Source organism: Corynebacterium sp. NML120713 (assembly GCF_001875735.1).
GTDB classification, from domain to species: Bacteria; Actinomycetota; Actinomycetes; order Mycobacteriales; family Mycobacteriaceae; genus Corynebacterium; species Corynebacterium pseudogenitalium.
Window position 1 is genome coordinate 82887 of record NZ_MLCR01000013.1, and the last position, 23823, is coordinate 106709.

The window sequence follows — 23823 nt, forward strand, 5'->3', positions numbered from 1 at the left end:
GGTGCGTTCTTTGCGAACCACACCTATGCCATGGTGTTTTGGGGGACCACCATCATTGGCGCAGTGGCAGGGATGCTTGGGACGTTCGCGTACCTGCGCAAGCAGTCGCTGACTAGTGATGTGATTTCGCACTCCGCACTACCAGGCACGTTGCTGGCGTTTTTGCTGTGCGTCGGGCTGGGAGTCGACGGCCGTAACATGGTTGCGCTGCTGGTTGGAGCCGTAGTCACTGGTACGTGCGCGGTGATGGTGGCGAACACGATTACTGCCCGGACGCGGACGTCGATTGACGCGGCGATGGCGATCAGCTTGTCGTTCTTCTTCGGGTTCGGGATGCTGTTGCTGGACGTGATCACGAGCAATCCGTTCCCAGGCAAAGGTGGTATTCAGGACTACCTGTTCGGCAACGCATCCGTGATTACCAGGGCGGACCTGCGAATCAGCATCATCGTCGGGTTGCTCGCGGTCTGCGTGATGTGCGTGTTGTTTAAGGAGTTCGAGCTGCGCTCCTTCGACCCCGTGCAGTCCACGATGCTTGGGTTTCGCCCGAGGGTCATCGACACGGTGATGTTCATGACGATCGCGCTTGCGACGGTGATCGGCGTCAAATCTGTCGGGTTGGTGTTGATGGTGGCATTCGTCGTAACTCCGCCTGCCGCGGCGCGCCAGTGGGTGCAAACGGTGCCAGCGATGGTCGTGCTCGCGGGCGTGTTTGGAGCCGTCGGCAGTGGTGCTGGATCCTACTTGTCCATCGCGCTTGGCAACGTGCCGACCGGCCCCGTTATCGTGCTTGTCCTGTTCGCGGTGTTTCTGGTGTCGTTCATCTTCGCCCCGAAGCGAAGCGTCATCGCCCGGGCCCGTTCGCAGCGGCGAGCGACGGCAGCGCTGCGTGCCCGGCTGGAAACAACAGTTTCGGCGGAGGTAGCGTCGTGAGTTTCATCGTCGGAACACTTTTGCTCGCGGTGGTCACGGCGTGCGCATGCGCAGTGCCGGGAGCATTCGTTGTGCTGCGGAAGCACTCCATGCTCATAGATGCTATCGGGCATGCGATCTTGCCGGGCATTGCCCTGGGGTACTTGTTTACGAACAACCTGAACTCACCGGTGGTGATCGTGTGCGCGGCGCTGGCCGGTGTGGCGGTGGTCCTCGGCGCACAGTGGCTCGGGGATTCGGGACTCGTGACTGGAGACGCCCCGCAGGGCCTCATCTTCCCGGCACTGTTCAGCGTGGGCGTCATCCTGATTACCTCCCACTTCTCGAACGTCCACCTGGATACACACGCGGTGCTCGTCGGCGACTTGAACCTGGCTGCGTGGAATCAGCTTACTGTTGGCGGGGCGCAGCTGGGACCGGTGTATCTCTACATCATGCTCGCGGTGCTAGCGCTCAACGTGGTCGCGATTGGTCTTGTGTATCCGCAACTGCTCGCGTCCACGTTTGATGGCCAGTTCGCACGCAGCATCGGCGTGCCAGTGAGCATGCTGTCCGTCGCGTTTATGTTCCTGGTGTCCTTGACCGTCACAGCAGCGTTCAACGCAGTCGGGGCGATCCTGGTCATTGCACTGGTGGTCATCCCCGCGGCAGCAGCCAAACAGTTGGCCACGACGGTACCGCGCATGATGACCCTGACGGTTCTGCTCGCTGCGGTTGGGGCAGTCGCAGGCTTCGGCGTCGCCTACCTTCTCGACGCCCCCACCTCCGCCACGATGACTGTCATCTACGGGCTCGAGTTCCTCAGCTGCGCCCTCTGGGCACGGCGGGCTCAGCGGTCACCCACACGGCGTCCGCTGCGCGTTTCCCGAGCGCAAGTGGAGGTTGCTGGCCGTCGATAAGCACTTCGACGGTGTCAGAGAACGGGGCTGCCTGCTGGGTACGCAAGTGCGTACCCACCGTGATACCGGAGGTGTCGAAGAACTGCAGCAGACTCGGGTCACCGTCGGAGACACGTTGGACCACGACGTCGTTGTCTGGGGCGATCGTGCTCAGCGGCTCAGCGTGGAATTGCGGCACGGTGCCGTCGGCGGCGGGGATGGGGTCGCCGTGTGGGTCGCGGGAAGGGTAGTTGAGGTGGGCGTCGAGGCGCTGCAGCATGAATTCCGAAACGGCGTGCTCGAGGACCTCGGCGTCGTCATGCACCTGGTCCCACGAGTATCCGAGCGTTTCCACGAGGAATGTTTCGATGAGGCGGTGACGGCGAATCATCGCGACGGCGTGCGCGCGGCCTTCCTCCGTCAGCGTAATGGGCGCGTAAGGCTTATGGTGTACGTACCCTTGCTGAGCAAGCTTCTTGACGGCGTCCGACACGCTCGAGAGCCGAAGCCCCATGTAATCCGCCAGCACCTTGGTGGTCACCTTCGTGTCTGACCATTCGGTGAGCGCCCAGAGTGACTTGAGATAGTCCTGCGTACTGGTGGAGAGCTGGGAAACGGAATCCATGGGGCTTACTGTACAGACTCGAGAATGAACGCGAGGTGCATGGTCTGCAGCTCGAGCTCGCCTTCGGTCGCCGGCAGCGAAGCGATTTCCTGACGCGCCTCAGCGGTCAGCGGGATGACCCATCCAGCATTGGGGTCGAGTACAGGAACAGCGGGCTTTTTGACGGGCACCCAAGTCACGGTGCGCGCGCCGGGGCAGATCATTTGGAGCGGGCCGTCGATACGCTGGAGCTCCGCGAGTGCCGCCGGTGTAGAGGTCACGACGACCAATCGTTCGTCCGAACCTGGAGAGAGCGCCGCAGTCGTGACCTTGAGCACCGGGAGCTCCACACGCTCATACTCCGTCGGGTACTCTGCGAGTGCAGGAGCAGCGCCCGCCCCGAACCATTTCTTGATCTGACCCAACACGCTCATGGTGCACACGATACCCTGTACTAGGGTAAACGCCATGGAACACAGCGAATCGCCTCCGGCGACAGACTACGTCGTGCCCTATGGTCCCGGCGAACTCGTGCACGTGCCGCAGCACAGCGACAGGCCTGACGTGTTCACAAAAGATAACCGAGTGACGCCGCAGGGCTGGGTATACGTGGCCAAGCGTGTCATTGCAGACTTCTCCGTTGACGCGATGCTTGACCGCGCGGCTGCGCTGACCTATTACGCCGTGTTGTCTATCGCTCCGATGATTTTGGCGGTCTACTCGATCGCGACGCTGCTGCTGCCACGTGACGAGGCCGCCGTCAATGACATCATTGACGACTTCATTGCACTCTATGTACCCGAAGCATTGGAGGATGAGGCCCTGCGCTTCCTCCTGACGGTGATTGGCACCCCGGCGCAGAGCACGATTGCGCTGGTGGTATCGATCGTGGTCTCGCTTCTTTCCGCATCCGCGTACGTGCGGTCCTTCTCCCGGAACGCGAACGTCATGTACGGCCGCATAGAGGGGCGCAACCTGGTCCGCACGTGGTTCACCATGTGGGTCACCACGCTGATAATGGTGCTTGGGGTGATCGTGATCATCGTCGGCACGTTTTTGCGCGAGTCAATTGTGAACGGTCTGCTGCAGCCGATCGCAGAACCTCTAGGGATGACAGATACCGTTGATTACCTGACAAAGATCTTCCTGCCTGTCTGGGATTACGCCCGCTTCCCAGTCATCATCGTGACTGCGATCGCGTTGATCTCCGTGCTCTACTACGTTTCGCCCAACGTACGGCCGGAGAAGTTTCGCCTGCTCACCCTCGGATCTTCGATGGCGTTGACGGCGATTTTCATTATTTGGCTTGGCTTTTCGTGGTTCATCGGCACGATCGGGATTTCGAGCGCGTACGGGGCGTTCGGTACGGCAGGTGCCGTGCTTGTTCTGGTGTGGGTGATGAACGTCGTGCTACTTGAAGGCGTCAAGATCGACGCGGAAGTGCTGCGCGTGAAACAGCTGCAGGTCGGCTATGACGCAAAAACAATCATTCAGGTCCCGCCGAGAAGCACGAAAGCGGTCGATTTCCGGCTGAAAGTGCAGCACTGGATCGACCGCAGTGCCTCCGCGCTCAAAGAGCAGGGGGAAGACGACGACGTCGAGGAGGGGCCGGAGGCCTAGTCCGCGACGAGCGGTTCCATCGTCAGGTTCGGGTGCTCCTTCTGGATGAAGGCCAGGCGCCACTTATCGCCGAACAGCGCGATCAGCTCGCCGTCGGAGCGCGTAAAGATCTCGACGCCGCGCTGGCGTCCAAGCGCCTCCGCGGATTCGGCATCGGTGCGACGTGCCACCGAGTACGGGATTGGTTCCGTGACTGTTTCCACGTTGTACTCCAGCTCCATGCGGGCCTGCATGACCTCGAACTGCATCGGGCCGACGGCCGCCATGACCGGAGCAGCGTCGCCGCGCAGGTCGTTGCGCAGGATCTGGACAACGCCTTCCGCATCCAGCTGGTCGAGGGCCTTACGGAACTGCTTATACTTGCCCAAAGACTTAGCGCGCAGCGTCTGGAAGTGTTCCGGTGCGAACTGCGGCATCGGCGGGTATTGCACCTTCTTGCCTGCGTAGATGGTGTCGCCCGGCGCGAGCGAACCGGCGTTGACCAAACCGATGATGTCGCCCGGGTAGGCGGTTTCCACGGTGTCGCGGTTACGCCCGAAGACCGTCAGCGCGTACTTGGTGGAGAACGTACGGCCACTTTGGGCGTGCGTGACCTGCATACCGCGGTCGAATTCGCCCGAGATGACGCGCATGAACGCCAGTGTGTCGCGGTGGTGTTTGTCCATGCCTGCCTGCACTTTGAACACCACACCGGAAAAGTCGTCGTCGAGGTCACGGTGAGTATCCATCGCGGTGGTGGAAGTCTCGACGGCCTTGGGGTCGGCGTCACGGCCCTGAGGAGCTGGCGCGATCGCGCACAGCGTGTCCAGGATTTGATGGACACCGAAGTTCAGCATCGCGGAGGCGAAGATGATGGGGGAGGTCACGCACTGCTCAAACAGCGTCTGGTCGTGCACAGCGCCGTCGGCGGCAAGCAGCTCAGCTTCCTCGACGGCGGTCTCCCAGGTCTCGCCCTCGCGGTTAGCTGCCTCATCAGGGGAGTAGTGTTCTTCCGGCGCGATAGTGGACCCGCCGGCGGTACGGATGAAGTGGATGTAGTTGTCTGCTTCGCCGTCGGCGTTGATGTGGGCGAGGCCGCGGAAGTCGCCAGCTTCGCCGACAGGCCAGTACAACGGCGTCGGCTGCAGGTCGATCTCCTGGACAATCTCGTCCACCAGCTCGAGCGGCTCGCGGCCGATGCGGTCCCACTTGTTGACCACCGTGACGATCGGCAAGCCGCGCGCCTTGCAGACGCGGAAGAGCTTGAGGGTTTGTGGCTCAAGGCCCTTGGCGGCGTCGATAAGCATGACAGCGGCATCGACTGCGGACAGCACGCGGTAGGTATCTTCGGAGAAATCGGCGTGACCAGGCGTATCAACCAGGTTGATCATGTAGGGCGTCGTCGCCTCCGAGCCTTCGGGGAGGTACTCGAACTGGAGCGCCGAGGACGCTACGGAGATTCCGCGTTCCTTCTCCATGTCCATCCAGTCGGAGACCGTCGACTTGCGGTTGCCCTTGCCGTGCACCGCACCTGCCTCCGAAATGACGTGCGCGTGCAACGCAAGCGCTTCCGTCAGCGTTGACTTACCAGCATCGGGGTGGGCAATGACTGCGAACGTGCGGCGACGGTGGGCCTCTGCGCGGGTACCAGTAGACGTGCTCATAAGTGCTCAAGCGTAGTCGCAAGGCGGGGGAGATAGACAACCGGAGGCAGGTAGGGTGAGGAGGGCGGTGCTATAGTCGCCGCGGTTGGGAAAGAAATAGGTCAACGTAACGCAACACTGTGAGGTTTGTGATGAAAGTCGGAATCGTGCTCGGATCCATTCGCCAAGGCCGCTTTGGCGAGCAAGTTGCCCACTGGGTTGCTGACGCTGCTGCGAACAGCCCCGACATCACCTACGAGATCCTTGACCTCCAGGAGTTTCAGGTCCCGCTGCTCGACACAGCGACGCTACCTGGGGGCGCGAACAAACAGTACGCCGACGAGCGCGTTACCGCCTGGTCTCGCGCAGTCGATAGTTGCGACGGCTACATCTTTGTTACACCTGAGCACAACCATTCCGTGCCCGGCGCGATGAAGAACGCCTACGACAGCCTTAGCGATGAGTGGGCCATGAAGCCCGTCGCATTCGTTGGATACAGTGCCGACGGCGCGATTCGCGCGGTGGAGCACTGGCGGCAGATCGTCGCAAACTTTTCGATGTTCGACGTGCGCAACCAAGTTGCCCTTTCACTTTTCGACGACGCCACCAACGGCACCCTCACCCCGCGCCCGCAGAAGAACACAGACCTGACGAAGATGCTGAATGCGCTGGAACAGTTTTTGCGTCACCACCACGCTTCCCAGTAGGAGAGCCGGGTTAGCTGCGCGGGTGGATCTCGTTTTGCGCTTGCGCGAGCCCGGTGCTGGTGATTGCGTGGACGGCATCGGCAGCTAACGCGATTGCGTCAGTGGGGGTGGTTGTGAATTCCGCAAGCACCCAATCGGGGATAGCGATGCCGCTTGCTTTCGGCGGCCTGCCGATGCCGACGCGCACCCGCACGTAGTCGCGCGTCCCGAGCTCCTGCGTGAGCGACTTCAACCCGTTGTGGCCGTTCTCGTTGCCGCCCTGCTTCAAACGAACCTTGCCCGGAGGCAGGTCCAGCTCGTCGTGGACGATCACGATCCGCTCCGGGGGAAGTTTGTAGCGCGCGGCGAGCGGAGCGATGGCCTTGCCGGACTCGTTCATGTAGGTGTGCGCGCGGGCGTAGGCCACACCGTCCTTCACCGCGAACGAGTAATCGCGACCTGCGATGACCGGAAGCGATTTCGCGAGCGCGTCCACAACGAGGTAGCCGACGTTGTGTCGCGTCCGCTCGTACTCGGTACCAGGATTGCCCAGCCCAACCACGAGCCAGTCGATGCTCTCAGGGGCGGGGTTGGCGCGCTTGAAGCGGCGGAAGAAGTTCAACACGGAGGCTAGTGTAAGGCAAAACCCCTCGATTCTCACGGTGGGAGCCGTTAGCGTATGGGTATGCAGCTACCGAAGATTATTGCGGCTCCGATGGCGGGAGGACCCTCCACGCCGGCCCTTGTCAACGCCGTGACGTTTGGGTTCCTTGCGTTTGGGACCTGTAGCGTCGCGCAGGCCCGCGAAGAACTTGCGGAGGTCGACGGCAACTTTGGCGTGAACTTCTTCATGCCACAGCAGATTGCGCCCGATCAGCGTGACGTCCGCGCGCTGGCCGCGGAACTTGGGGTGGAGGTGCCGGATGTTGACTTGAGCTGTGGCTTCGAGGATAAGTTTGCGATTGCGCTCGAGGCTGGCCCTGCAGTGGTCTCCTCGACGTTCGGGTGTTTTTCCGAGCACGAAATTCAACGCGCACACAACGCCGGCGCGCAGGCCTGGGCGACCGTCACCAACGAAGAAGAAGCGAAGGTTGCCGTCGCGCGTGGCGTTGACGCACTTGTGGTGCAAGGAATTTCTGCAGGAGGCCACCGCGCAACGTGGTCGCCGAACGACACTCCAGACCCGCGGGACACTCCGGAGCTCGTCCGCGCGCTCAAGGGCATTGGGGTACCAATCATCGCCGCCGGGGGCGCGCGGACCCCTGAGGAAGTCGACCTCCTCATTGATGCCGGTGCCGTGGCGGTCTCCTGCGGCAGCGTCTTCCTCCTGTCGGGCGAAGCCGGAACGAGTCCACGCAACCGAGAGCTTCTCCAAAGCGATCGACCAGCGGTGGCCAGCAGGGCGTTCAGCGGACGGGTCGCCCAGGGCATCCAGAGCGCATTCACGGTGGCACACCCAGATTTGCCACCGCTGTACCCCTACCTGCGCCCCATGACCTTGAACAATGACTACTGCCTAGTCGGTGCCCGCCGAGGCACCTTGCCTACGGGGCCCGCGGCGGCCGTGGAAGCGTGGATGGCAGGTACCGGCAAACTCCGTTAACCCTGCGCGTGGGCGATGAACGCGTCGGCCGCATCGGCAACAGCAATCGCGACATCGATCTGCTCTTTCGCCGCGAACTGGCGCAGCACGTAGTCCGCCGGCGGCATCTTGCCAGGCGGGCGTCCAATCCCGACCGCGAGCTTGTTGTAGTTCTTGCCGTTTTTCAGCTTCGACAGCGACTGGGTCACTGACTTCAGCCCGTTATGCCCGTGGTCGCCTCCGCCGGTGCGCAGCTTCACCTCTCCCAACGGAAGGTCAAGCTCGTCGTGGACCACGTACAGGTCCGCGGGGGAGGCGTCGAAGTAGTCAAGCAGCGCCTTGACCGGGCCGCCGGACACGTTCATGTAGCTTTGCGTACGTGCCAGGACTACTCGACGGTCCGCCAGAAGCCTGCCTGCGGCGAGCTCCGCAACCTGGGTATTCGTGCGCTTGTGCAGCGCAAGCGTTGCCGGCGACATCGTTGCTCTGCCCGCGAGCTCCTCAATAACAGACACGCCTACGTTATGGCGCGTTCCTTCGTATTTCGGGCCAGGGTTTCCAAGGCCTACGACGATGATTGGTGAAGCAGTCATTCCCACATCATAGGCAAAGACAGCAAAACGCCCCGTTCGCATGTGGAACGGGGCGTCGAAACGTTGTGAAACGCAGCGGGAGGATTACTCAGCTTCCTCAGTGGACTCTGCGCCAGCTTCAGCGCCGCCCTCTTCAGCTTCCTCAGCTGCAGCCTCGAGATCCTCGTCAACCTGCTCGTAGGTGAAGTTCACCAGCAGGTGATCCGGAGCGGACACCAGCTCAGCGCCCTCAGGCAGCGTGACGTCGGCAGCGGTGATGAGGTCGCCGATCTCCTTGCCATCGATGTTGACCTCGATCTCGTCCGGGATGTTCAGAGCGTCGATCTCGATCTCGATCAGGTCGGACTCGACCAGGACGACTGCGTCTGGGTGAGCCTCGCCGACAGTGACAACAGGGACCTCGACGACAACCTTCTCGCCGCGCTTAATACCGAGCAGGTCGATGTGGTCGATATCGAGGGTGATCACGTTCTGGTCGATGTGCTTGACCATCGCGAGCAGCTTCTCGCCGTCGAGCTCCAGCTCAACAATGGCGTTGACGCCCTCGTTGCGCACGATGGAGGTCATCTCGATGCGGTCGACAGAGAAGTGGATGTTGTCGATGCCAGCTTCGTAGAGAACGCCCGGGATACGGCCGTCGCGACGCAGGCGACGTGCAGCGCCCTTGCCGAACTCTTCGCGCTTCTGACCTGGGACAACAACTGGGGTAATAGCCATGTTTGTGACTCCTTTTGTAATTGGGCCACAAAAAACCTGTGACCACTGAACGGACAAATTGCTCGTCGAGTGATCACAGGCCAAAGTCTGAGATACATATCGCGTCGATAACGGCCAAAATCAGCCCTCGCCGAGACCCAGCTAGCTTAGGTTTCGACGCCCACCATTGTCAAGCGCCCGCCAGGCGGCAGTGCACGCATTGGTTTCTTCCTCGTTTGTCACCGTAATACGGATGCCTTCATCAAAGGCGCGAACAAGCACCCCGTGCGAAGCAAGCTGCGCCGCCAGATCCTGTGGTGATTCGTTCAAACTCTCTGCCGGAACCCACACGAAATTCGCCTCGGAGTGGGGAGTACCGTATGCAGCGAAGAACTCCTGCAGCCGCTCACGCTGCGCGCGCGTCCGGGCGACGCGGTCGTGGAGCTCGTCTTGTGGAGACAAGGAAGCAAGCGCACCGACCTGTGCCACCGAGCTCACACTAAACGGAACGGCGACCTTATTCAGCGCATCGATCGTCTCCTCCTGGCCGAACGCGTAGCCAACGCGCGCTCCGGCCAGTCCGTACGCCTTGGAAAAGGTCCTAAGGCACACAACGTTGGGATACACCTGAATTTCATCGACACCGCGCGGGGAGTCGGTAGCTGCGTTGTATTCGAAGTAGGCCTCGTCCAGCGCGACGATAACGTCTTGAGGGACGCGGGCCATGAAGTCAGCCCACTCGCGCTCCGTGATCGTGGTGCCCGTCGGGTTATTCGGGTTGCACACAAACACCAGGGAAGTTCGTGGGGTAATTGCATCCGCCATCGCTGGCAAATCCATCCGGTGGTCAGCCGTCAATGGCACTGCAACCGGCGTAGCTCCCGCGATCTGAGCGAAAATCGGGTACGCCTCGAACGACCGCCATGGGAAGACGACCTCGTTGCCCGGCTGCGAGGTCATGGTAACCAGCTGCTGGCACAGCGCTGAAGACCCGGTACCGACAGCGACCTGCTCCGACCGGACGCCGAGCGAGGCAGCAATCGCCTCGCGCAGTTGCATCGCACCCATGTCCGGGTAGCGGTTCACCGACCGCAGTGATTGTGCCATCGCCTCCTCTACTGCGGGCAGTGGGCCCTCAGCAATCTCATTGGAGGAAAGCTTCACCGCACGCTCGTTCCTCTGGCCGGGGACGTAGGACGGAAGGCTATCGAGATCTTTGCGAATCAACTCGGATGCTCCTTGAGTAGAGAATAGAAAATCTTAGGCGCGCGACTTCGGCTTCAACGCCCAAATGATTGAAAGCGCGATCACCCAGCCGATCAGAGCGAACAGGCCGGTGCGGTAATCAGGCAGGAACGCCATCAGGACCAGCACCAGGATGAAGAACCCTGCACAGATCCAGTTTGCCACTGGGTACCACGGAGCGCGGAACGACACATCGGGGTGCGTCTTCCGGAAGTTCAGGTGCGCGAAGCACACAGCAGCCCAAGTAATCAGCTCGGAGCCGACGATGATGGCAAGCAGGATGGCGAACACACGACCCTCAAAGAAGTAGTTCATGAAGACCACAATGCCCATCAGCGAACCGTTGAACAGCAGAGCTCGAAGCGGCAACCCCTTTTTGGTCGTTGCGGCGAAAAATGAAGACGCCTGGCCATTGCGCGCGAGATCGCGCAGCATGCGGCTTCCCGAGTACGTCATTGTGTTACACACTGACGCAACCGCTACCAAAATAACAAGGTTGAGCAAGTGGGCGGCGCTGTCGATTCCCACAGAGGAGAGCACCCTGACGAACGGGCTGGCGGAAATATCCTGTTCGTCCCACGGCGCGAGCAGCAAGATGACGCTCATGCCACCGATATAGAAGACCAAAATGCGCCAAATAACAGAGTTCACTGCGCGTGGGATCGTCTTCTCCGGGTGCTCTGTCTCGCCAGCTGCCGTGCCGATCGACATGATGCCGCCGAATGTAAAGGTCACCGCTACCAGGGAGAACAGCACACCAGATGCGCCATTCGGGAAGAATCCGCCGTGGACAAAGAGGTTGCCAAAACCGACTGCTGGTTCCGGACCAAGACCAAGCACCAGCACAACGCCCAGAATGATCATCAGGATCAGCGCAATGACCTTAAACAGTGAGAGCCAGTACTCGGCCTCTGCGAACACGCTCACGCGTGCTGCGTTCACAAGCATCACAACGACAAGCGTGACAAGCGCAGTGAGCCAGTGTGGAATGTCAGGGAACCAGAAGTCGAGGAAGGTACCCATCGCGGTGAGCTCAATCATGCCCACCACGATGGTGGTAAACCACCAGTTCCATCCCGTGATAAACCCGGCGCGCGGGCCGATAAACTCACGAGCATAGGCCGCGAACGAGCCTGAGACAGGATGCGCTACTGCCATCTCGCCGAGCATGCGCATCAGCAGATAGACGATGAACCCGACAATTAAAAATGTGAGCAGGACCGCTGGGCCCGCATAGCTAATGGATTCCGCAGAACCAAGAAACAGGCCAGTTCCGATACAGGAACCGAATGCGATCATCTGCAGCTGGCGGTTTTTCACCTTGCGCTGCAGGCCACCATCGCTGGTGACTTGGTGTTGTTCATCGCCGCTCATTGGCGTACTCCTTGCGATAAAGATTGCCGGATAGCCGGAGGCTTCCTCACACATTAATCAATTGCGTGTGTCAGACAACCGTTGGGTGTGCACAAAGAACCCCCTTGACGCCGCTTCGCGGGGAAGCGCGCAAGGGGGAGATCCCGAAAGTGAGGCGTAAGGCTATGCCTGTCCCTCGAAGAGCGTCGTTACCGAGCCATTTTCGAAAATCTCGTGAATGGTCTTTGCCAGCAGCGGAGCGATGGAAAGCACGGTGAGGTTCTTCCAGCCTTCGGTGCTCTGCGGAAGCGTGTCGGTCGTGATCACTTCCTCCGCGCCACAGTCGCTCAGACGCTCACGTGCCGGGTCAGAGAAGACACCGTGGGTACACGCGATGACGACCGACTTCGCGCCGGCCTTCTTCAGCACGCCGACCGCACCTGCGATGGTGCCACCGGTATCAATCATGTCGTCCATCAGGATGCAGTCTTTGCCGTCGACGTCGCCGACAACGCGGTTGGAGACAACCTTGTTCGCGGCGTCGATGTCTCGAGTCTTGTGCACGAACGCCATCGGGGCATCACCCAACATATTGGCCCACTTCTCAGCCGACTTCACGCGGCCAGCGTCAGGGGAGACCACCACGAGGTTGTCCATCGGGTACTTGGACTTGATGTAGTCCACCAGGATTGGCTGAGCGTGCATGTGGTCGACCGGGCCATCGAAGAAGCCCTGGATCTGATCCGTGTGCAGATCCACGGACACGATGCGGTCTGCGCCGGCAGCGGTGAGCAGGTCAGCAACCAGGCGGGCGGAGATAGGCTCGCGGCCACGGTGCTTCTTGTCCTGGCGGGCGTACGGGTAGAACGGCAGAATCGCGGTGATGCGCTTTGCGGAACCACGCTTGAGTGCATCAATCATGATGAGCTGCTCCATCAGCCACTTATTCAGCGGCTGCGCGTGCGACTGCATCACAAAGCAGTCCGAGCCACGCACGGACTCTTCGAAGCGGACAAAGATTTCACCATTCGCAAAATCGCGCGCGGTGGTCGGTACCAACTCGATGTTCAGACACTTTGCGACGGCCTCCGCAAGCTCAGGGTGGGCGCGTCCAGTAAATAGCTTGAGGTCTTTTTGGCTTTCCGTGGAATATCCAGTCATGGTGATCCTTTAGTTCTCGCGTGCTTTCTTTGCAGCATTCGCTGCGTCCGTACCCGGGCGGTTGGCCTCAACCCAACCTTCGATGTTGCGCTGATGGCCTTCCTTGATGGCCAGCGCACCCGCCGGCACATCCTTTGTTACCACCGTACCTGCGCCAGTGTACGCGCCATCGCCTACGGTTACTGGCGCTACGAACATCGTGTCCGAGCCAGTTCGGCAGTAGTCACCGATCGTGGTGTGGTGCTTCTGGACGCCGTCGTAGTTGGCGAACACAGACGATGCGCCGATGTTGGACTCGCGGCCAACGGTGGCGTCGCCAATGTAGGTCAGGTGTGGCACCTTTGAGCCTTCGCCAATCTTTGCGTTCTTGGCTTCGACGAATCCGCCGAGCTTGCCATTCGCGCCAAGTTCGGTGCCTGGGCGGATGAACGTGAATGGGCCGACGTTCGCGTTCGCGCCGATGACGGAGAGGGAGCCCTGCGTGCGGACAACCTGTGCACCCTCGCCGACCTCCATGTCCGTCAAGGTGGTATCTGGGCCGATGGTCGCGCCGTTGCCAATCACGGTTGAGCCCCACAGCTGTGTGTTTGGCTGAATGATGACGTCCTGGCCGATCTCAACATCCACGCCGATCCATGTCGTAGCAGGGTCGACGACAGTGGCGCCGGCGCGCATGGCGCGCTCGACCAGGCGACGGTTGAGTTCCTTGCCGGCCTCGGCGAGCTGCACGCGGTCGTTCACGCCGGCCAACTCGCGAGGGTCCTTCGCCACGTAGGCGCTGACGGCTTTGCCGTCGCCGCGCGCGATGCCGAGTACGTCGGTGATGTAGAGCTCGCCCTGCGCGTTGTTGGCGTCGATGCGGGTCAGCGCATCGCGCAGGACCGCGGCATCGAAGGCGAACACGCCGGAGTTGACCTCACGGACCTTCTTCTGTTCCTCGTTAGCGTCCTTTTCCTCCACGATTTCCAACACGTTGCCGGAAGCGTCGCGGATGATGCGGCCGTAGCCAGTTGGGTTGTCGAACTCGAGCGACAGCACGGTGACGGCGGCGCTGGTGGCTTTGTGGGCGTCGATAAGCTCGGTGATTGTCGATGGCTGCAACAGCGGCACATCACCGTTCGTAACAACGACAGTGCCCTCGAAGTCTGGGATGACCTCAAGCCCGCACTGCACCGCGTGGCCCGTGCCGTTTTGCTCCTCCTGCACTGCCTGCTTGATGCTGCGCCCCATCTCCTCGGCGATGGCATCGACGGCGGGGGAGACCTGGTCGCGCTGGTGGCCGACAACCGCGACGAGCTCCTGCGGGCCTACCGCATTGGCTGCGTGCAGCGAGTGCGCGAGCAGACTGCGTCCGCCGATCTCGTGCAGTGTTTTCTGGATGCTGGACTTCATGCGCGTGCCCGCACCTGCGGCGAGGACTACGACGGCGCATTCAGGATGATTTACCACTGAACGGGTACTCCTTAATTCATCGGTGAATGAGGTATAAAACCAACTGCACAACAGCATAACGCGCTACGCGCGCGAGTTTGCAGACACATCCTTCAAACCTGCCGCGCGCCACACACCCACCGCGCCGACTGCGGCCAGGAACAGCAGCGTTGCCTCAGGTCCAAGGGTCGAAACCGCCGATGAAATCGCACCGACGATCAGCAGGACGATCCCCATCGCTGTGTTCGCGGCGCCGGTGATCATCGTGCGTCGATCACCCTCCGCCATGTCCACGAGATAGGTCTTTCGGCCCACGCGCACCGTCGTGTGCGCCAAGTTGACCAGGAAAAACCCGATTGGCATGATCCAGCGGTTGACCTCGGGAGCAAGCCAGTGCCCAGACATCACCAAGAGCACGAGCACGACGGATGCGGTGCCAGCAGCCCACGCCATCGCGTTTTTCGACGACTTATCCGCCCACATACCGGAGACCTTTCCACCAACGAGTGCGGCGCCACCCGACGCCAGGATGAAGCCGCCGAGTGAGGAAAGGTTCGTGCCCTGTTGCTGGGCCAGCACGACAATAAATGGCGTCGATAAGGCGGTGACCAGCATGAGGGAGCGAACGATGAGGAACTTCTGCAGGTTCCTGTCGTCCTTAATCAGGTCCCACGTTTGGCGTGCCCACCCCTTGCTGGAGGCCTCCGAGGGTTCCTCTTCAGGCTCCTTAATGGTGCGGAAAACCAGGGAGGCGAACGCCCACGTGGAGGCGCCCGCCGCAAGAAGCGTCACCAGGACCCATCGGGGTAGGTCATTCGGGAGAATTGCGAACAGGACACCGATCGCGAGGGTGACGGCGCCAGACAGCGCGGTAGCCCGCCCCGTGATGAGACCACGGCGACCCTTCGATACGGTTCGTCCCTGCACATCTTTGCCTGAGATTGAACACAGCGCACGGAAGATCGAGAGCGCTGCAAGCAGGATGACAACCGCAACGCCTAAGGCAGCACCACTGAGCAGCGCCGCAGAAAGCGCGATCAGACCAGCTGATGCGGCCTGGCCCCACGAACCAACCAACCACACCCATTTTCGCGAACGCTGCGAGGTGACCCATGGGCTCAGCGCGGCTTGCGGCAGCATTGAGCCTGATTCGCGGATCGGTACCAAGAATGCCGTGAATAGGGCTGGTACCCCGGCAGCTGTGAACAGCCACGGTAATACTGTCTTTGCAGCAACGATTTGGTCACCGATTCCCTGCAAGCCGTTGGCCCACACGAATCTGCGTGCGTTGTACTCCTCGTGAGACGTCATACCAAAGATAGTAGGGTCGGCAGCAGAGTTTACGCATTCGAAAGAGGAGAACCCATGGCTTCGGCACGCGCTCACCGCAACGTCATCAGTAGAAGGACATTCTTTAAAGGCGCACTGTTTACGCAGGTTGCGCTGTTGGCGGCGTGCGCCGGGGAAGGCCCGGGAGGGGTACGCTCCGGCCAGGCGACGCCCGAAGGCGCTGAGGCCGAAGCCCGCCCGCTTCCTATCCCGCCGCTGGAGCAAGGCACGCTCAATGGCACCACGCGCAGCTTTGAGCTGACCGCGCAGCAAGGCGAGTACGAAATCGTGCCCGGCACCACGACGAAGACTTGGGGCTTCAACGGCCCCTGGCTTGGTCCTACGCTGTACATGCGGCAGGGTGAAACCATTGAGATGAAGGTGAACAACGCGCTCGATGAGCCCACGGTGGTGCACTGGCACGGCCTGCACTTGCCCGCGGCGGCGGACGGCGGTCCAGCGCTCATCTTCGATCCAGGCACGAGCTGGGAGCCGACATGGCAGGTCGAGCAGGCCGCATCCACCTGCTGGTACCACCCGCACCCGCACGAGATCTCCGCTTTGCACGCCTACCGCGGGCTCGCCGGAGGCATTGTCATCGCCGATGACGCAGCTGATGCACTCGGCTTGCCGCAGGAGTACGGCGTCGACGACATCCCCGTCATCATCACCGACGCGAAGTTCACCGAGGACGGCCAGCTCGACGAAACCATCGACCCAACTTATGGCCTCCTCGGGACAACGCCGCTGGTTAACGGCATCACGAAGCCGCGCTTTGAGGCGTCGACAAGCCGTGTCCGACTTCGCATCTTCAACGGTGCAACGATGCGTTTCCACCACCTGAGCCTCGGCGTGCCGTTCAACATCATCGCAACCGATCAGGGGCTTCTCGACGCCCCCATCGAAGCCGACGCGGTCCTGCTGAGCCCAGGCGAGCGTGTGGAGATCATCGTGGACCTTGAAGTCGGTAAGGACTTGGTGCTGCGCAGCGACGGCGTCCCGAATGGGGGAGGCCTGCCTGACGAGGAAGTTGCTAACGGGTTCGGTCTGCAAGACACCTTCGACCTGCTTGAGATCGCAGCCCCGACACACGACACCCCTCTCGACGCGCTACCGACGCAACTCATCCCCGTGGTGCGCCCCGATGTCAGCGGCGCGCCGACGCGTGAATTCCGGCTCAACGGCTTCCAGATCAACGAGCAATCCATGGATATGGAACGCGTCGACTTTGTCATCGACCACAACGGTCCGGAAATCTGGCGCGTCACTAACGAGAACTCCGACTGGCCACACAACTTCCACGTCCACAACGCCAGGTTCCTGGTGGACAAGGTGGACAACGGCGAGGTTGCTTTCACCGAAGGCTGGCACGACACGATCTATGTACCGCCACTGTCAACCGTCACCCTCATTGTGGAGTTCGGCTGGCACCCGGATCCGACCTTGGCGTACATGTACCACTGCCACATGCTCTTCCACGAAGATGAAGGGATGATGGGGCAGTTCGTCATGGTTGAGCCTGGGCAGAAGGCGAACCTGCGGCCGATGCCGGAGGGGCATCACCACTAGGCTAAGTTCCAGGAAGACCACGACCTGAAAAGGTTTAAGAATTACTTGGAAGCTTTGCCTCCGCGAATGGCGTCTAACTTCCGTTGTAAGTCAGGGGAACCTGCCGAGACGATGCGCTGCAGCATTTGTTGGTTGCCTTGCATACGGCGTTTGTTTCTGGCTTCGTGCTCCGCAGCGATTTCCCAAAACTTTGTCGTGTTTATTAGATGCTTTGGAGAGCACTTCAATGAGTGATCGGTTGAATTGCTCCAAATAATCGAGTTGCTGGAGGGCGAACAGCGCTTGAACACATCTCTACAGAGGTCGACCGACCAAGCAAATTGTGACCGTTCTGCGAAGTGGTAGTCTGTGAGCCGTCCGAGCAACGCACACGTCCAGTCAGCAAACTGGATAGTTCCGTATAAGTGACTGTCGGCCTGAATCGGAACTTCAATGATGCTGCGGTTATCTTTGTTGGTTTTGCTGTAAATAGTTTTGCCAAGTGTTGCGACCGCACGTTCACGGTTGTCCGTATCAGTTGCATCCATGATGACCAGCAGCTCTTCATTGGCTTTCGTCGCTATCCTGCCAAGCCTATTGATGGCTTGGATCAAACAATGTTCCTCGCGCTCTTGAGAAGTCTCTTTAGTGACGCTGACTGGGCCAATTGGCTTCTCTTGTCCAAAGAAGAAGAGTTGACCACCAAGATTTCCCAGTTTTCGGTACAGCCTCTTAGTCGCTGGGTTGATTTCATCCTTGTACTCGCGGATATTCGCGGTGGTAAAGAGTGCTGATCCCTTCTTTTCCCACCGTCTTGGATGCGCATTAGCTTGCGTAATTTCCCAGTCAAGAAGCTGTTCTTTTACGTACTCAAAATAGCCACCAAATTGCCGAACGCTGTGCGACGGTATCAAATACCCGGCATAACCAAATACTGGGTGTGTATTAAACTTTTTATGGTCATGTCGGATGTAGGGGCCCTGGTGTCCGAATTCATCGAGGTAGGCTATGAGCATGGCGGTTCCTTCGAGATAGCTCAGCGGCCAGAACAATGCTTTGCTCTGGCCGCCGGAATTAGCGCGGTACGCGTGTTTCAGCGCCGCCACTGCAATTTCAATATAGCTTTTCCGGTAAACGGAGTCAATCGTGCAGTTTCGTGACTACATTTTGACTACATAAACCCCCACAAACGCCCTCAAACGCCCCACAGTTCACCCCGCTGGAAAACGAAAAACACCCCCAACCCAGGCAAAGCGCCAGGTAGCGGGGGCAATAAAAAGCTTCCCCACCAGGACTCGAACCTAGAATGACGGTACCAAAAACCGTAGTGTTGCCGATTACACCATGGGGAATTACTCGACCTAGTGTAACCGAAACCTCACGAAATGTTAAAAAGTGTGATGAGCTGGCAGTTTACGGGCTGTCGGGGTGATGCCCGGGGTGGGCTCTAAGCTAGAATGCATGGCTCGGCAGCGAATGACAAGAACGCAGCGCAGGGACCAGTTGCTCGCAATTGGTCGCGCTGCCTTTGCAGAACGTGGATTTGATGGAATCTCCATGGAGGAGATTGCGCTGCGTGCAGATGTGTCGAAGCCCGTCGTGTACGAACACTTTGGCAGTAAGACCGGGTTGTACGACGCCGTCGTTTCGCAGGAGATGGCGCGGTTCGAGCGCACGATTGTCGAAGTGATCCAGAACGGACGCTGGCGAGAGCGCATTGATAATGGCGTGTTGGCTCTGCTGACGTACATCGATGAGGAAACTGATGGGTTTATCATCCTGGTGCACGGTAGGATCCTCGGACGTGAACGAACGTACTCGACAGTGCTGAACCGCGTAACTGCGGAGGTGTCCTACCTGCTTGAGCGTGCGTTTGAGCACCGCGGCCTCGATGCTTCGGTGGCGGCACTGTACGGGCAGGCGCTGGTTGGGACCGTGTCGAATACGGCGTTGTGGTGGTTGGACCAACGGGGCGTCGATACGCGGTTGGATAAGGCGACGGTCGCGGCGCACATTTCGAACCTGTGCTGGAACGGGTTGAGCGGGTTGGAGGCACAGCCCCGCATCATGACGAACGAAGTGGAGGAACAGTAGTGGAAGAACAGACAGCTCAGGCGCCTGCGTTGGGTGGTTTGCTCACTATGGCGCTTACCGACCCGAAGCTTAAGGGCTTGGTGGGCAACATCGGCGTCGACTCGCTGCACGTGACTGGAATTGACCAGGTTCGTTCGTGGGCTACGGGTGCGCTGGCTCGCCAGGTTCCGGTGCTGTTGGTGACCGCAACGAGCCACGAGGCGGAGGATCTGACTGCTGAACTGCAGGCGATGCTCGGAAAAGGCAAGGTCGCCAACTTCCCCGCTTTTGAGACGCTGCCTCACGAGCGGTTGTCGCCGGCGCCTGATGTCGTGGGTGCCCGTGCGAAGGTGCTGTGGGAGATGCCCCAGGTCATCGTCGCCTCGGCGCGCGCCTTCTGCCAGCCAGTGTTGCCCGCGGTGGAGCCGATTACAGTGAAAGTCGATACCGAGTGGGACTTCACGGAGCTGACCGAACAAGCCGTCAACTTCGCCTACGAGCACGTCGACATGGTGGCAAAGCGCGGGGAGTTCGCCACGCGCGGTGGCATCATCGATATCTTTCCGACCACCGCCGAGTACCCAGTGCGCCTCGAGTTCTGGGGCGACGAAGTCACCGACATCCGAAGCTTCGCCGTCGCCGACCAGCGCACCATCGAGGAGCTCACATCCGTCGAGCTTTTTCCGGCGCGCCAGTTAATTATCGACGCCAGCGTGGCCAAACGCGCCGATGAGCTTGCCCGCACGAACCCGTCGAATACCACGCTGGTGCAGCTGCTCACGCGGATCTCTGAGCACACCCACGCCGATGGGGAAGAGGTACTCATCCCGGTGCTCAGCGACGCGAAGTACTCGGTGCTGCCGGAGCTCATGCCGAAGGGCAGCATTGTGTTCGTCTCTGGGCCTGAAAAGGTGCGCACCCGTATCGCGGACCTCGAAGCCACGGACCAGGAATTCTTGGAAGCTGGGTGGGAGGCCGCGGCGATGGGTGCGGAGGGCCCGCTTGCTGTGGAGGGGCTGGACGTATCGGCGTCCTCGTTCCGTTCGTTCGAGTCGTTGGAAGTGTCGGCACGCAACGCGGGCAACGCGTGGTGGACATTCGCACCTCCAGGCATGTTTGCCGCCGATGATGCGATGACGCTGCCGCTGGAATTCGAGGCTGCACCCGCACCGAAGGGCGAGCCCAAAGCAATTGAGCAGCTCTACGCGACGTTGAAACTGCACGTGCAAACCAACGGGGGCAAGGTAGCGTTCGTGGCGCCAGCGAAGGGCACCGTTGAGCGCATGGCGGAGCGACTGAGGGAGCACGGTATCTCGGCGCGCATCGCCACCCCTGGGTTGGAACCCGTCGATGGCGCGGTCACGGTCTACCAGTCCCTTTCACATGCAGGTCTCGTGTTCCCCGGACCCAACCTCGTGGTAGTGACAGAAACCGACGTGACCGGCAACCGCGTCGGCGACATCGCTGGCGCGAAGCGGCGCCGCCCGCGGCGCCGGAACCGGGTGGACCCACTCGCGCTGACTCCCGGTGATTTTGTTGTGCATGACACGCATGGCATCGGCAAGTTCATCAAGATGGCCGAGCGCACCATCAAAACCGGTGACGAAGCCTCCCGGCGCGAGTACATCGTGTTGGAATACCAACCAGCTAAGCGCGGCCAGCCCGGCGATCAGCTCTGGGTGCCGATGGAATCCCTCGACCTGCTGAGCAAATACACCGGCGGCGAGAAGCCTTCGCTGTCCAAGATGGGCGGCTCCGACTGGAAGAACACCAAGCGCAAGGCGCGCGCCGCCGTACGTGAGATCGCCGGCGAACTCATTGAGCTTTACGCTAAGCGTCAGGCCGCGCCGGGCCACGCTTTCGGCCCAGACACGCCGTGGCAACACGAGATGGAGGACGCGTTCCCGTTCGTAGAAACGGAGGACCAGCTCGCTGCCATTGAGGCGGTCAAGGAGGACATGGAGAAGCCGACACCGATGGACCGCGTGATCGTCGGTGACGTGGGATTCGGAAAGACCGAGGTTGCTGTTCGCGCCGCGTTCAAGGCAGTGCAAGACGGACAGCAGGTGGCGGTGCTTGTGCCGACGACGCTTCTTGCCCAGCAGCATTACTCCACGTTCAACGAGCGCATGGACGGCTTCGGGGTCACCGTTCGCGAGCTGTCGCGCTTTACTTCAGCGAAGGAAGCTAAGGAGATTATGGCAGGGTTGGCGGATGGTTCCGTCGACGTTGTGATCGGCACACACCGTCTGCTGCAGACGGGCGTGTTCTGGAAGCAGCTTGGCCTCATCATTGTGGATGAGGAGCAGCGCTTCGGCGTAGAGCACAAGGAGCACATCAAGGCCCTGAAGAGTCACGTCGACGTGCTCACGATGACCGCGACGCCAATCCCGCGGACCCTGGAGATGAGCCTGACGGGCATCCGCGAGATGACCTCGATCACGACTCCTCCGGAGGACCGCCACCCGGTGCTGACCTACGTTGGCCCGCAGGAAGAGAAGCAGGTTGCGGCAGCTATTCGACGCGAACTGCTCCGCGACGGCCAGGTGTTTTATATCCACAACCGCGTTTCCGATATTGAGAAGACGGCGCGCTCCCTGCGGCAACTCGTACCCGAGGCCCGCGTCGTGGTCGCGCATGGGCAGATGGGTGAGCAGCAGCTTGAGCAGACAGTCCAAGGGTTTTGGAACCGCGAATTCGACGTGCTTGTCTGCACCACCATCGTGGAGACCGGCCTGGACATCGCCAACGCTAACACCCTGATCGTGGAGAACGCGCAGAACATGGGTCTGAGCCAGCTGCACCAGCTGCGCGGGCGCGTCGGGCGTTCCCGCGAACGCGGCTACGCGTACTTCCTGTACCCGAAAGAGAAGACACTCACCGAAACGTCCTACGACCGACTTGCGACCATCGCACAGAACAACGACCTCGGCGCCGGCATTGCTGTCGCGCAGAAGGACCTGGAGATGCGCGGTGCCGGCAACGTGCTCGGCGCGGAGCAGTCCGGCCACATTGCAGGTGTTGGCTTCGACATGTACGTCCGGCTGGTCGGGGAGGCCGTCGAAACGTACAAGGCGCTCATGACCGGCGAAGTCGTCGACGCGACAGACCAGGGCCCGAAGGAGATCCGAGTGGATCTGCCTGTCGACGCCCACATCCCCGAAAGCTACATCAACGCCGAGCGCCTGCGCCTGGACGTGTACCGAAAACTTGCCGAGGCCCGCGATGAGCAGGACCTGCGCAAGGTTGCCGAGGAAATGATCGACCGCTTCGGACCACTTCCGACCGAGGTCTTGCGCCTCTTCGCGGTTGCACGCGTGCGCCACTTGGCTCGAACTGCTGGAATCTCGGATATCTTGACTCAAGGCACGAGGATCAAGTTCCACCCCGTGGAGTTGCCAGACTCGAAGCAAGTCAGGTTGAAGCGCCTGTACTCGGGAGCGAATTACCGTGCTGCGGCAAAGACACTGCAGGTACCAATGCCACGTGAAGGCAAAGGCATCAACCAGCCAAACCTGCGCGACATGGAGCTGCTGCAGTGGGTCGCCGACTTCATCGCGGACATTTTCGATGCCGAGAAGATCTCCGTTACTGGTGAGTCCGATGGCGACGGTGGCAGGAAAAAGAAACGCATCATCAGTGTGAGCCAGTAGCGGTTTCTACCGGGCTTTGTCCGGTGGTGCCTATTGGGAGTTTTCCCGGTGCTGCCTGTACTATGGGCCCGTGCGCCCCTATAGCCCAATCGGCAGAGGCAGTTGACTTAAAATCAATTCAGTGTGGGTTCGAGTCCCACTGGGGGCACAACGCAACGTCCCGCATACCTACAGGTAGCGGGACCTTTTGTGTTCCTATCGGCTATGCTGTGGGCACCCCTTTTCTCCGAAGACCTTGAGGAAGCAATGAAGCAATACGCAGCAGTCGGGATGATCGCAGTCGCTTGTTTGGGCGTTGTGGGTTGTTCCGGTGACAGTGGTTCGAGCTCCAGCAGCAACGATGCAGCCCCGGCCACGATCACCCAAACAATCACCACCACAGATTCACACGCGGAGGACACCGCCGCCCCAACCAGCGCCTCCGAGGATACCGAGACTCATACATTTTCAACGCGCCACTCCATCAACACTGGTCAAGTAGGAGGGGAGTGTGGCGCCACTGAGTTCGGCGACCGAATCAAGGCGGGACCCGCAACATCGTGCGAATTTGCAGCTGAGATCTTCGACGTCGCCTACGCCGCAACCTGGCGCTACGTAGCGGCGAACCCCAACGTGAACGCGGTGCCGCGGGCTGATATCTCGGTGACGAGTCCCGTCACCGGCGAAACCTACCCGATGGTGTGCAAGATGGGCAGCGATGGCCGTGACATGTGGTGCGATCACCCCGAAGACGAGAACAACTCGGTGCACTTCTACACGTCTGGCGGTAGCCAACGGATGGCGAATCGCGTCAACCTTGTTCAGTAAGGTCGGGCC

Annotated in this window: 21 protein-coding genes and 1 tRNA gene; 10 read left to right on the forward strand and 12 right to left on the reverse strand. The window is 60.5% G+C overall.

All coding sequences use genetic code 11. The features are described from left to right. Positions 1 to 30: 30 nt before the first annotated feature. Together BJP06_RS06700 and BJP06_RS06705 are read left to right on the forward strand one after the other, a co-directional pair. Complete coding sequence (locus tag BJP06_RS06700) at positions 31 to 933, forward strand: metal ABC transporter permease (RefSeq protein WP_240492728.1); 903 nt, start codon at positions 31 to 33, stop codon at positions 931 to 933. After that, positions 930 to 1832 carry a metal ABC transporter permease gene (locus tag BJP06_RS06705; protein WP_070362787.1) on the forward strand — a complete coding sequence of 301 codons (903 nt, stop codon included), beginning with the start codon at positions 930 to 932 and terminating at the stop codon, positions 1830 to 1832. Before BJP06_RS06700 ends, BJP06_RS06705 begins: the two co-directional genes overlap by 4 nt. Here BJP06_RS06705 and BJP06_RS06710 read toward each other — a convergent pair. Next, entirely contained in the window at positions 1735 to 2436 is a 702-nt protein-coding gene (locus BJP06_RS06710; RefSeq protein ID WP_070362786.1) for a metal-dependent transcriptional regulator, read from the reverse strand. The genes BJP06_RS06705 and BJP06_RS06710 overlap by 98 nt on opposite strands. Positions 2437 to 2441: 5 nt before the next feature. Continuing rightward, positions 2442 to 2885 (reverse strand): hypothetical protein, encoded by a 444-nt coding sequence (locus tag BJP06_RS06715; protein WP_070479302.1) that lies wholly within the window; start codon positions 2883 to 2885, stop codon positions 2442 to 2444. Here BJP06_RS06715 and BJP06_RS06720 point away from each other — a divergent pair. Continuing rightward, positions 2884 to 4035 carry a YihY/virulence factor BrkB family protein gene (locus BJP06_RS06720; protein WP_071573295.1) on the forward strand — a complete coding sequence of 384 codons (1152 nt, stop codon included), beginning with the start codon at positions 2884 to 2886 and terminating at the stop codon, positions 4033 to 4035. The genes BJP06_RS06715 and BJP06_RS06720 overlap by 2 nt on opposite strands. Here BJP06_RS06720 and BJP06_RS06725 read toward each other — a convergent pair. Then, positions 4032 to 5678, reverse strand: coding sequence for a peptide chain release factor 3 (locus BJP06_RS06725; RefSeq protein ID WP_071573296.1), 1647 nt, complete (start codon positions 5676 to 5678; stop codon positions 4032 to 4034). The genes BJP06_RS06720 and BJP06_RS06725 overlap by 4 nt on opposite strands. A gap of 131 nt (positions 5679 to 5809) precedes the next feature. Here BJP06_RS06725 and BJP06_RS06730 point away from each other — a divergent pair, with 131 nt between their 5' ends. Then, complete coding sequence (locus BJP06_RS06730; protein WP_071573423.1) at positions 5810 to 6364, forward strand: NADPH-dependent FMN reductase; 555 nt, start codon at positions 5810 to 5812, stop codon at positions 6362 to 6364. 10 nt (positions 6365 to 6374) lie between these two features. On the opposite strand, the gene pth (BJP06_RS06735) is transcribed toward BJP06_RS06730, so the two are convergent. Then, positions 6375 to 6968, reverse strand: a complete 594-nt coding sequence (pth, locus tag BJP06_RS06735; protein ID WP_252931104.1) for an aminoacyl-tRNA hydrolase — start codon at positions 6966 to 6968, stop codon at positions 6375 to 6377. A 54-nt stretch (positions 6969 to 7022) separates the two neighbouring features. Between pth (BJP06_RS06735) and BJP06_RS06740 the strand changes: the two genes are divergently transcribed. Beyond that, entirely contained in the window at positions 7023 to 7946 is a 924-nt protein-coding gene (locus BJP06_RS06740) for a nitronate monooxygenase (protein ID WP_071573297.1), read from the forward strand. Here the strand turns inward: BJP06_RS06740 and pth (BJP06_RS06745) are convergent. The 7 genes from pth (BJP06_RS06745) to BJP06_RS06775 form a co-directional block, all read right to left on the reverse strand. After that, positions 7943 to 8518 carry an aminoacyl-tRNA hydrolase gene (pth, locus tag BJP06_RS06745; protein ID WP_070362779.1) on the reverse strand — a complete coding sequence of 192 codons (576 nt, stop codon included), beginning with the start codon at positions 8516 to 8518 and terminating at the stop codon, positions 7943 to 7945. The genes BJP06_RS06740 and pth (BJP06_RS06745) overlap by 4 nt on opposite strands. An 84-nt stretch (positions 8519 to 8602) precedes the next feature. Further along, positions 8603 to 9235, reverse strand: coding sequence for a 50S ribosomal protein L25/general stress protein Ctc (locus tag BJP06_RS06750; RefSeq protein ID WP_070362778.1), 633 nt, complete (start codon positions 9233 to 9235; stop codon positions 8603 to 8605). A 141-nt stretch (positions 9236 to 9376) separates the two neighbouring features. Further along, entirely contained in the window at positions 9377 to 10441 is a 1065-nt protein-coding gene (hisC, locus tag BJP06_RS06755; protein ID WP_071573298.1) for a histidinol-phosphate transaminase, read from the reverse strand. Positions 10442 to 10474: 33 nt separating this feature from the next. Continuing rightward, positions 10475 to 11833 (reverse strand): amino acid permease, encoded by a 1359-nt coding sequence (locus tag BJP06_RS06760; RefSeq protein ID WP_070976174.1) that lies wholly within the window; start codon positions 11831 to 11833, stop codon positions 10475 to 10477. Between the two features lie 162 nt (positions 11834 to 11995). Next, positions 11996 to 12973 (reverse strand): ribose-phosphate diphosphokinase, encoded by a 978-nt coding sequence (locus BJP06_RS06765; RefSeq protein WP_070362775.1) that lies wholly within the window; start codon positions 12971 to 12973, stop codon positions 11996 to 11998. A gap of 9 nt (positions 12974 to 12982) precedes the next feature. Then, a complete protein-coding gene (gene glmU, locus BJP06_RS06770) occupies positions 12983 to 14422 on the reverse strand; it encodes a bifunctional UDP-N-acetylglucosamine diphosphorylase/glucosamine-1-phosphate N-acetyltransferase GlmU (RefSeq protein WP_071573299.1) in 1440 nt (479 codons plus the stop codon). Between the two features lie 66 nt (positions 14423 to 14488). Beyond that, complete coding sequence (locus tag BJP06_RS06775; RefSeq protein ID WP_071573300.1) at positions 14489 to 15715, reverse strand: MFS transporter; 1227 nt, start codon at positions 15713 to 15715, stop codon at positions 14489 to 14491. Positions 15716 to 15769: 54 nt separating this feature from the next. On the opposite strand from BJP06_RS06775, the gene BJP06_RS06780 reads away from it, so the two are divergent. Further along, positions 15770 to 17302: a multicopper oxidase family protein gene (locus BJP06_RS06780; protein ID WP_071573301.1), complete on the forward strand. Its 1533-nt coding sequence runs from the start codon at positions 15770 to 15772 to the stop codon at positions 17300 to 17302. A 41-nt stretch (positions 17303 to 17343) separates the two neighbouring features. Here BJP06_RS06780 and BJP06_RS06785 read toward each other — a convergent pair whose 3' ends face one another. Beyond that, the gene (locus BJP06_RS06785; protein ID WP_070362772.1) at positions 17344 to 18387 is read right to left on the reverse strand and encodes a DUF3800 domain-containing protein; all 1044 of its coding nucleotides are present in this window, start codon (positions 18385 to 18387) and stop codon (positions 17344 to 17346) included. Positions 18388 to 18742: 355 nt separating this feature from the next. Here BJP06_RS06785 and BJP06_RS06790 point away from each other — a divergent pair, with 355 nt between their 5' ends. The 4 genes from BJP06_RS06790 to BJP06_RS06805 all read left to right on the forward strand — a co-directional run bounded on the left by BJP06_RS06790 (position 18743) and on the right by BJP06_RS06805 (position 23814). Next, positions 18743 to 19375, forward strand: a complete 633-nt coding sequence (locus tag BJP06_RS06790) for a TetR/AcrR family transcriptional regulator (RefSeq protein ID WP_070362771.1) — start codon at positions 18743 to 18745, stop codon at positions 19373 to 19375. A gap of 47 nt (positions 19376 to 19422) precedes the next feature. Continuing rightward, positions 19423 to 23007 (forward strand): transcription-repair coupling factor, encoded by a 3585-nt coding sequence (gene mfd / locus BJP06_RS06795; RefSeq protein ID WP_083433236.1) that lies wholly within the window; start codon positions 19423 to 19425, stop codon positions 23005 to 23007. A gap of 74 nt (positions 23008 to 23081) precedes the next feature. After that, positions 23082 to 23155: transfer RNA gene (locus BJP06_RS06800), tRNA-Leu, on the forward strand. A gap of 98 nt (positions 23156 to 23253) precedes the next feature. Continuing rightward, on the forward strand, positions 23254 to 23814 hold the full coding sequence (locus BJP06_RS06805) for a hypothetical protein (protein WP_143110580.1): 561 nt from the start codon (positions 23254 to 23256) through the stop codon (positions 23812 to 23814). The last annotated feature ends 9 nt before the right edge of the window (positions 23815 to 23823 follow it).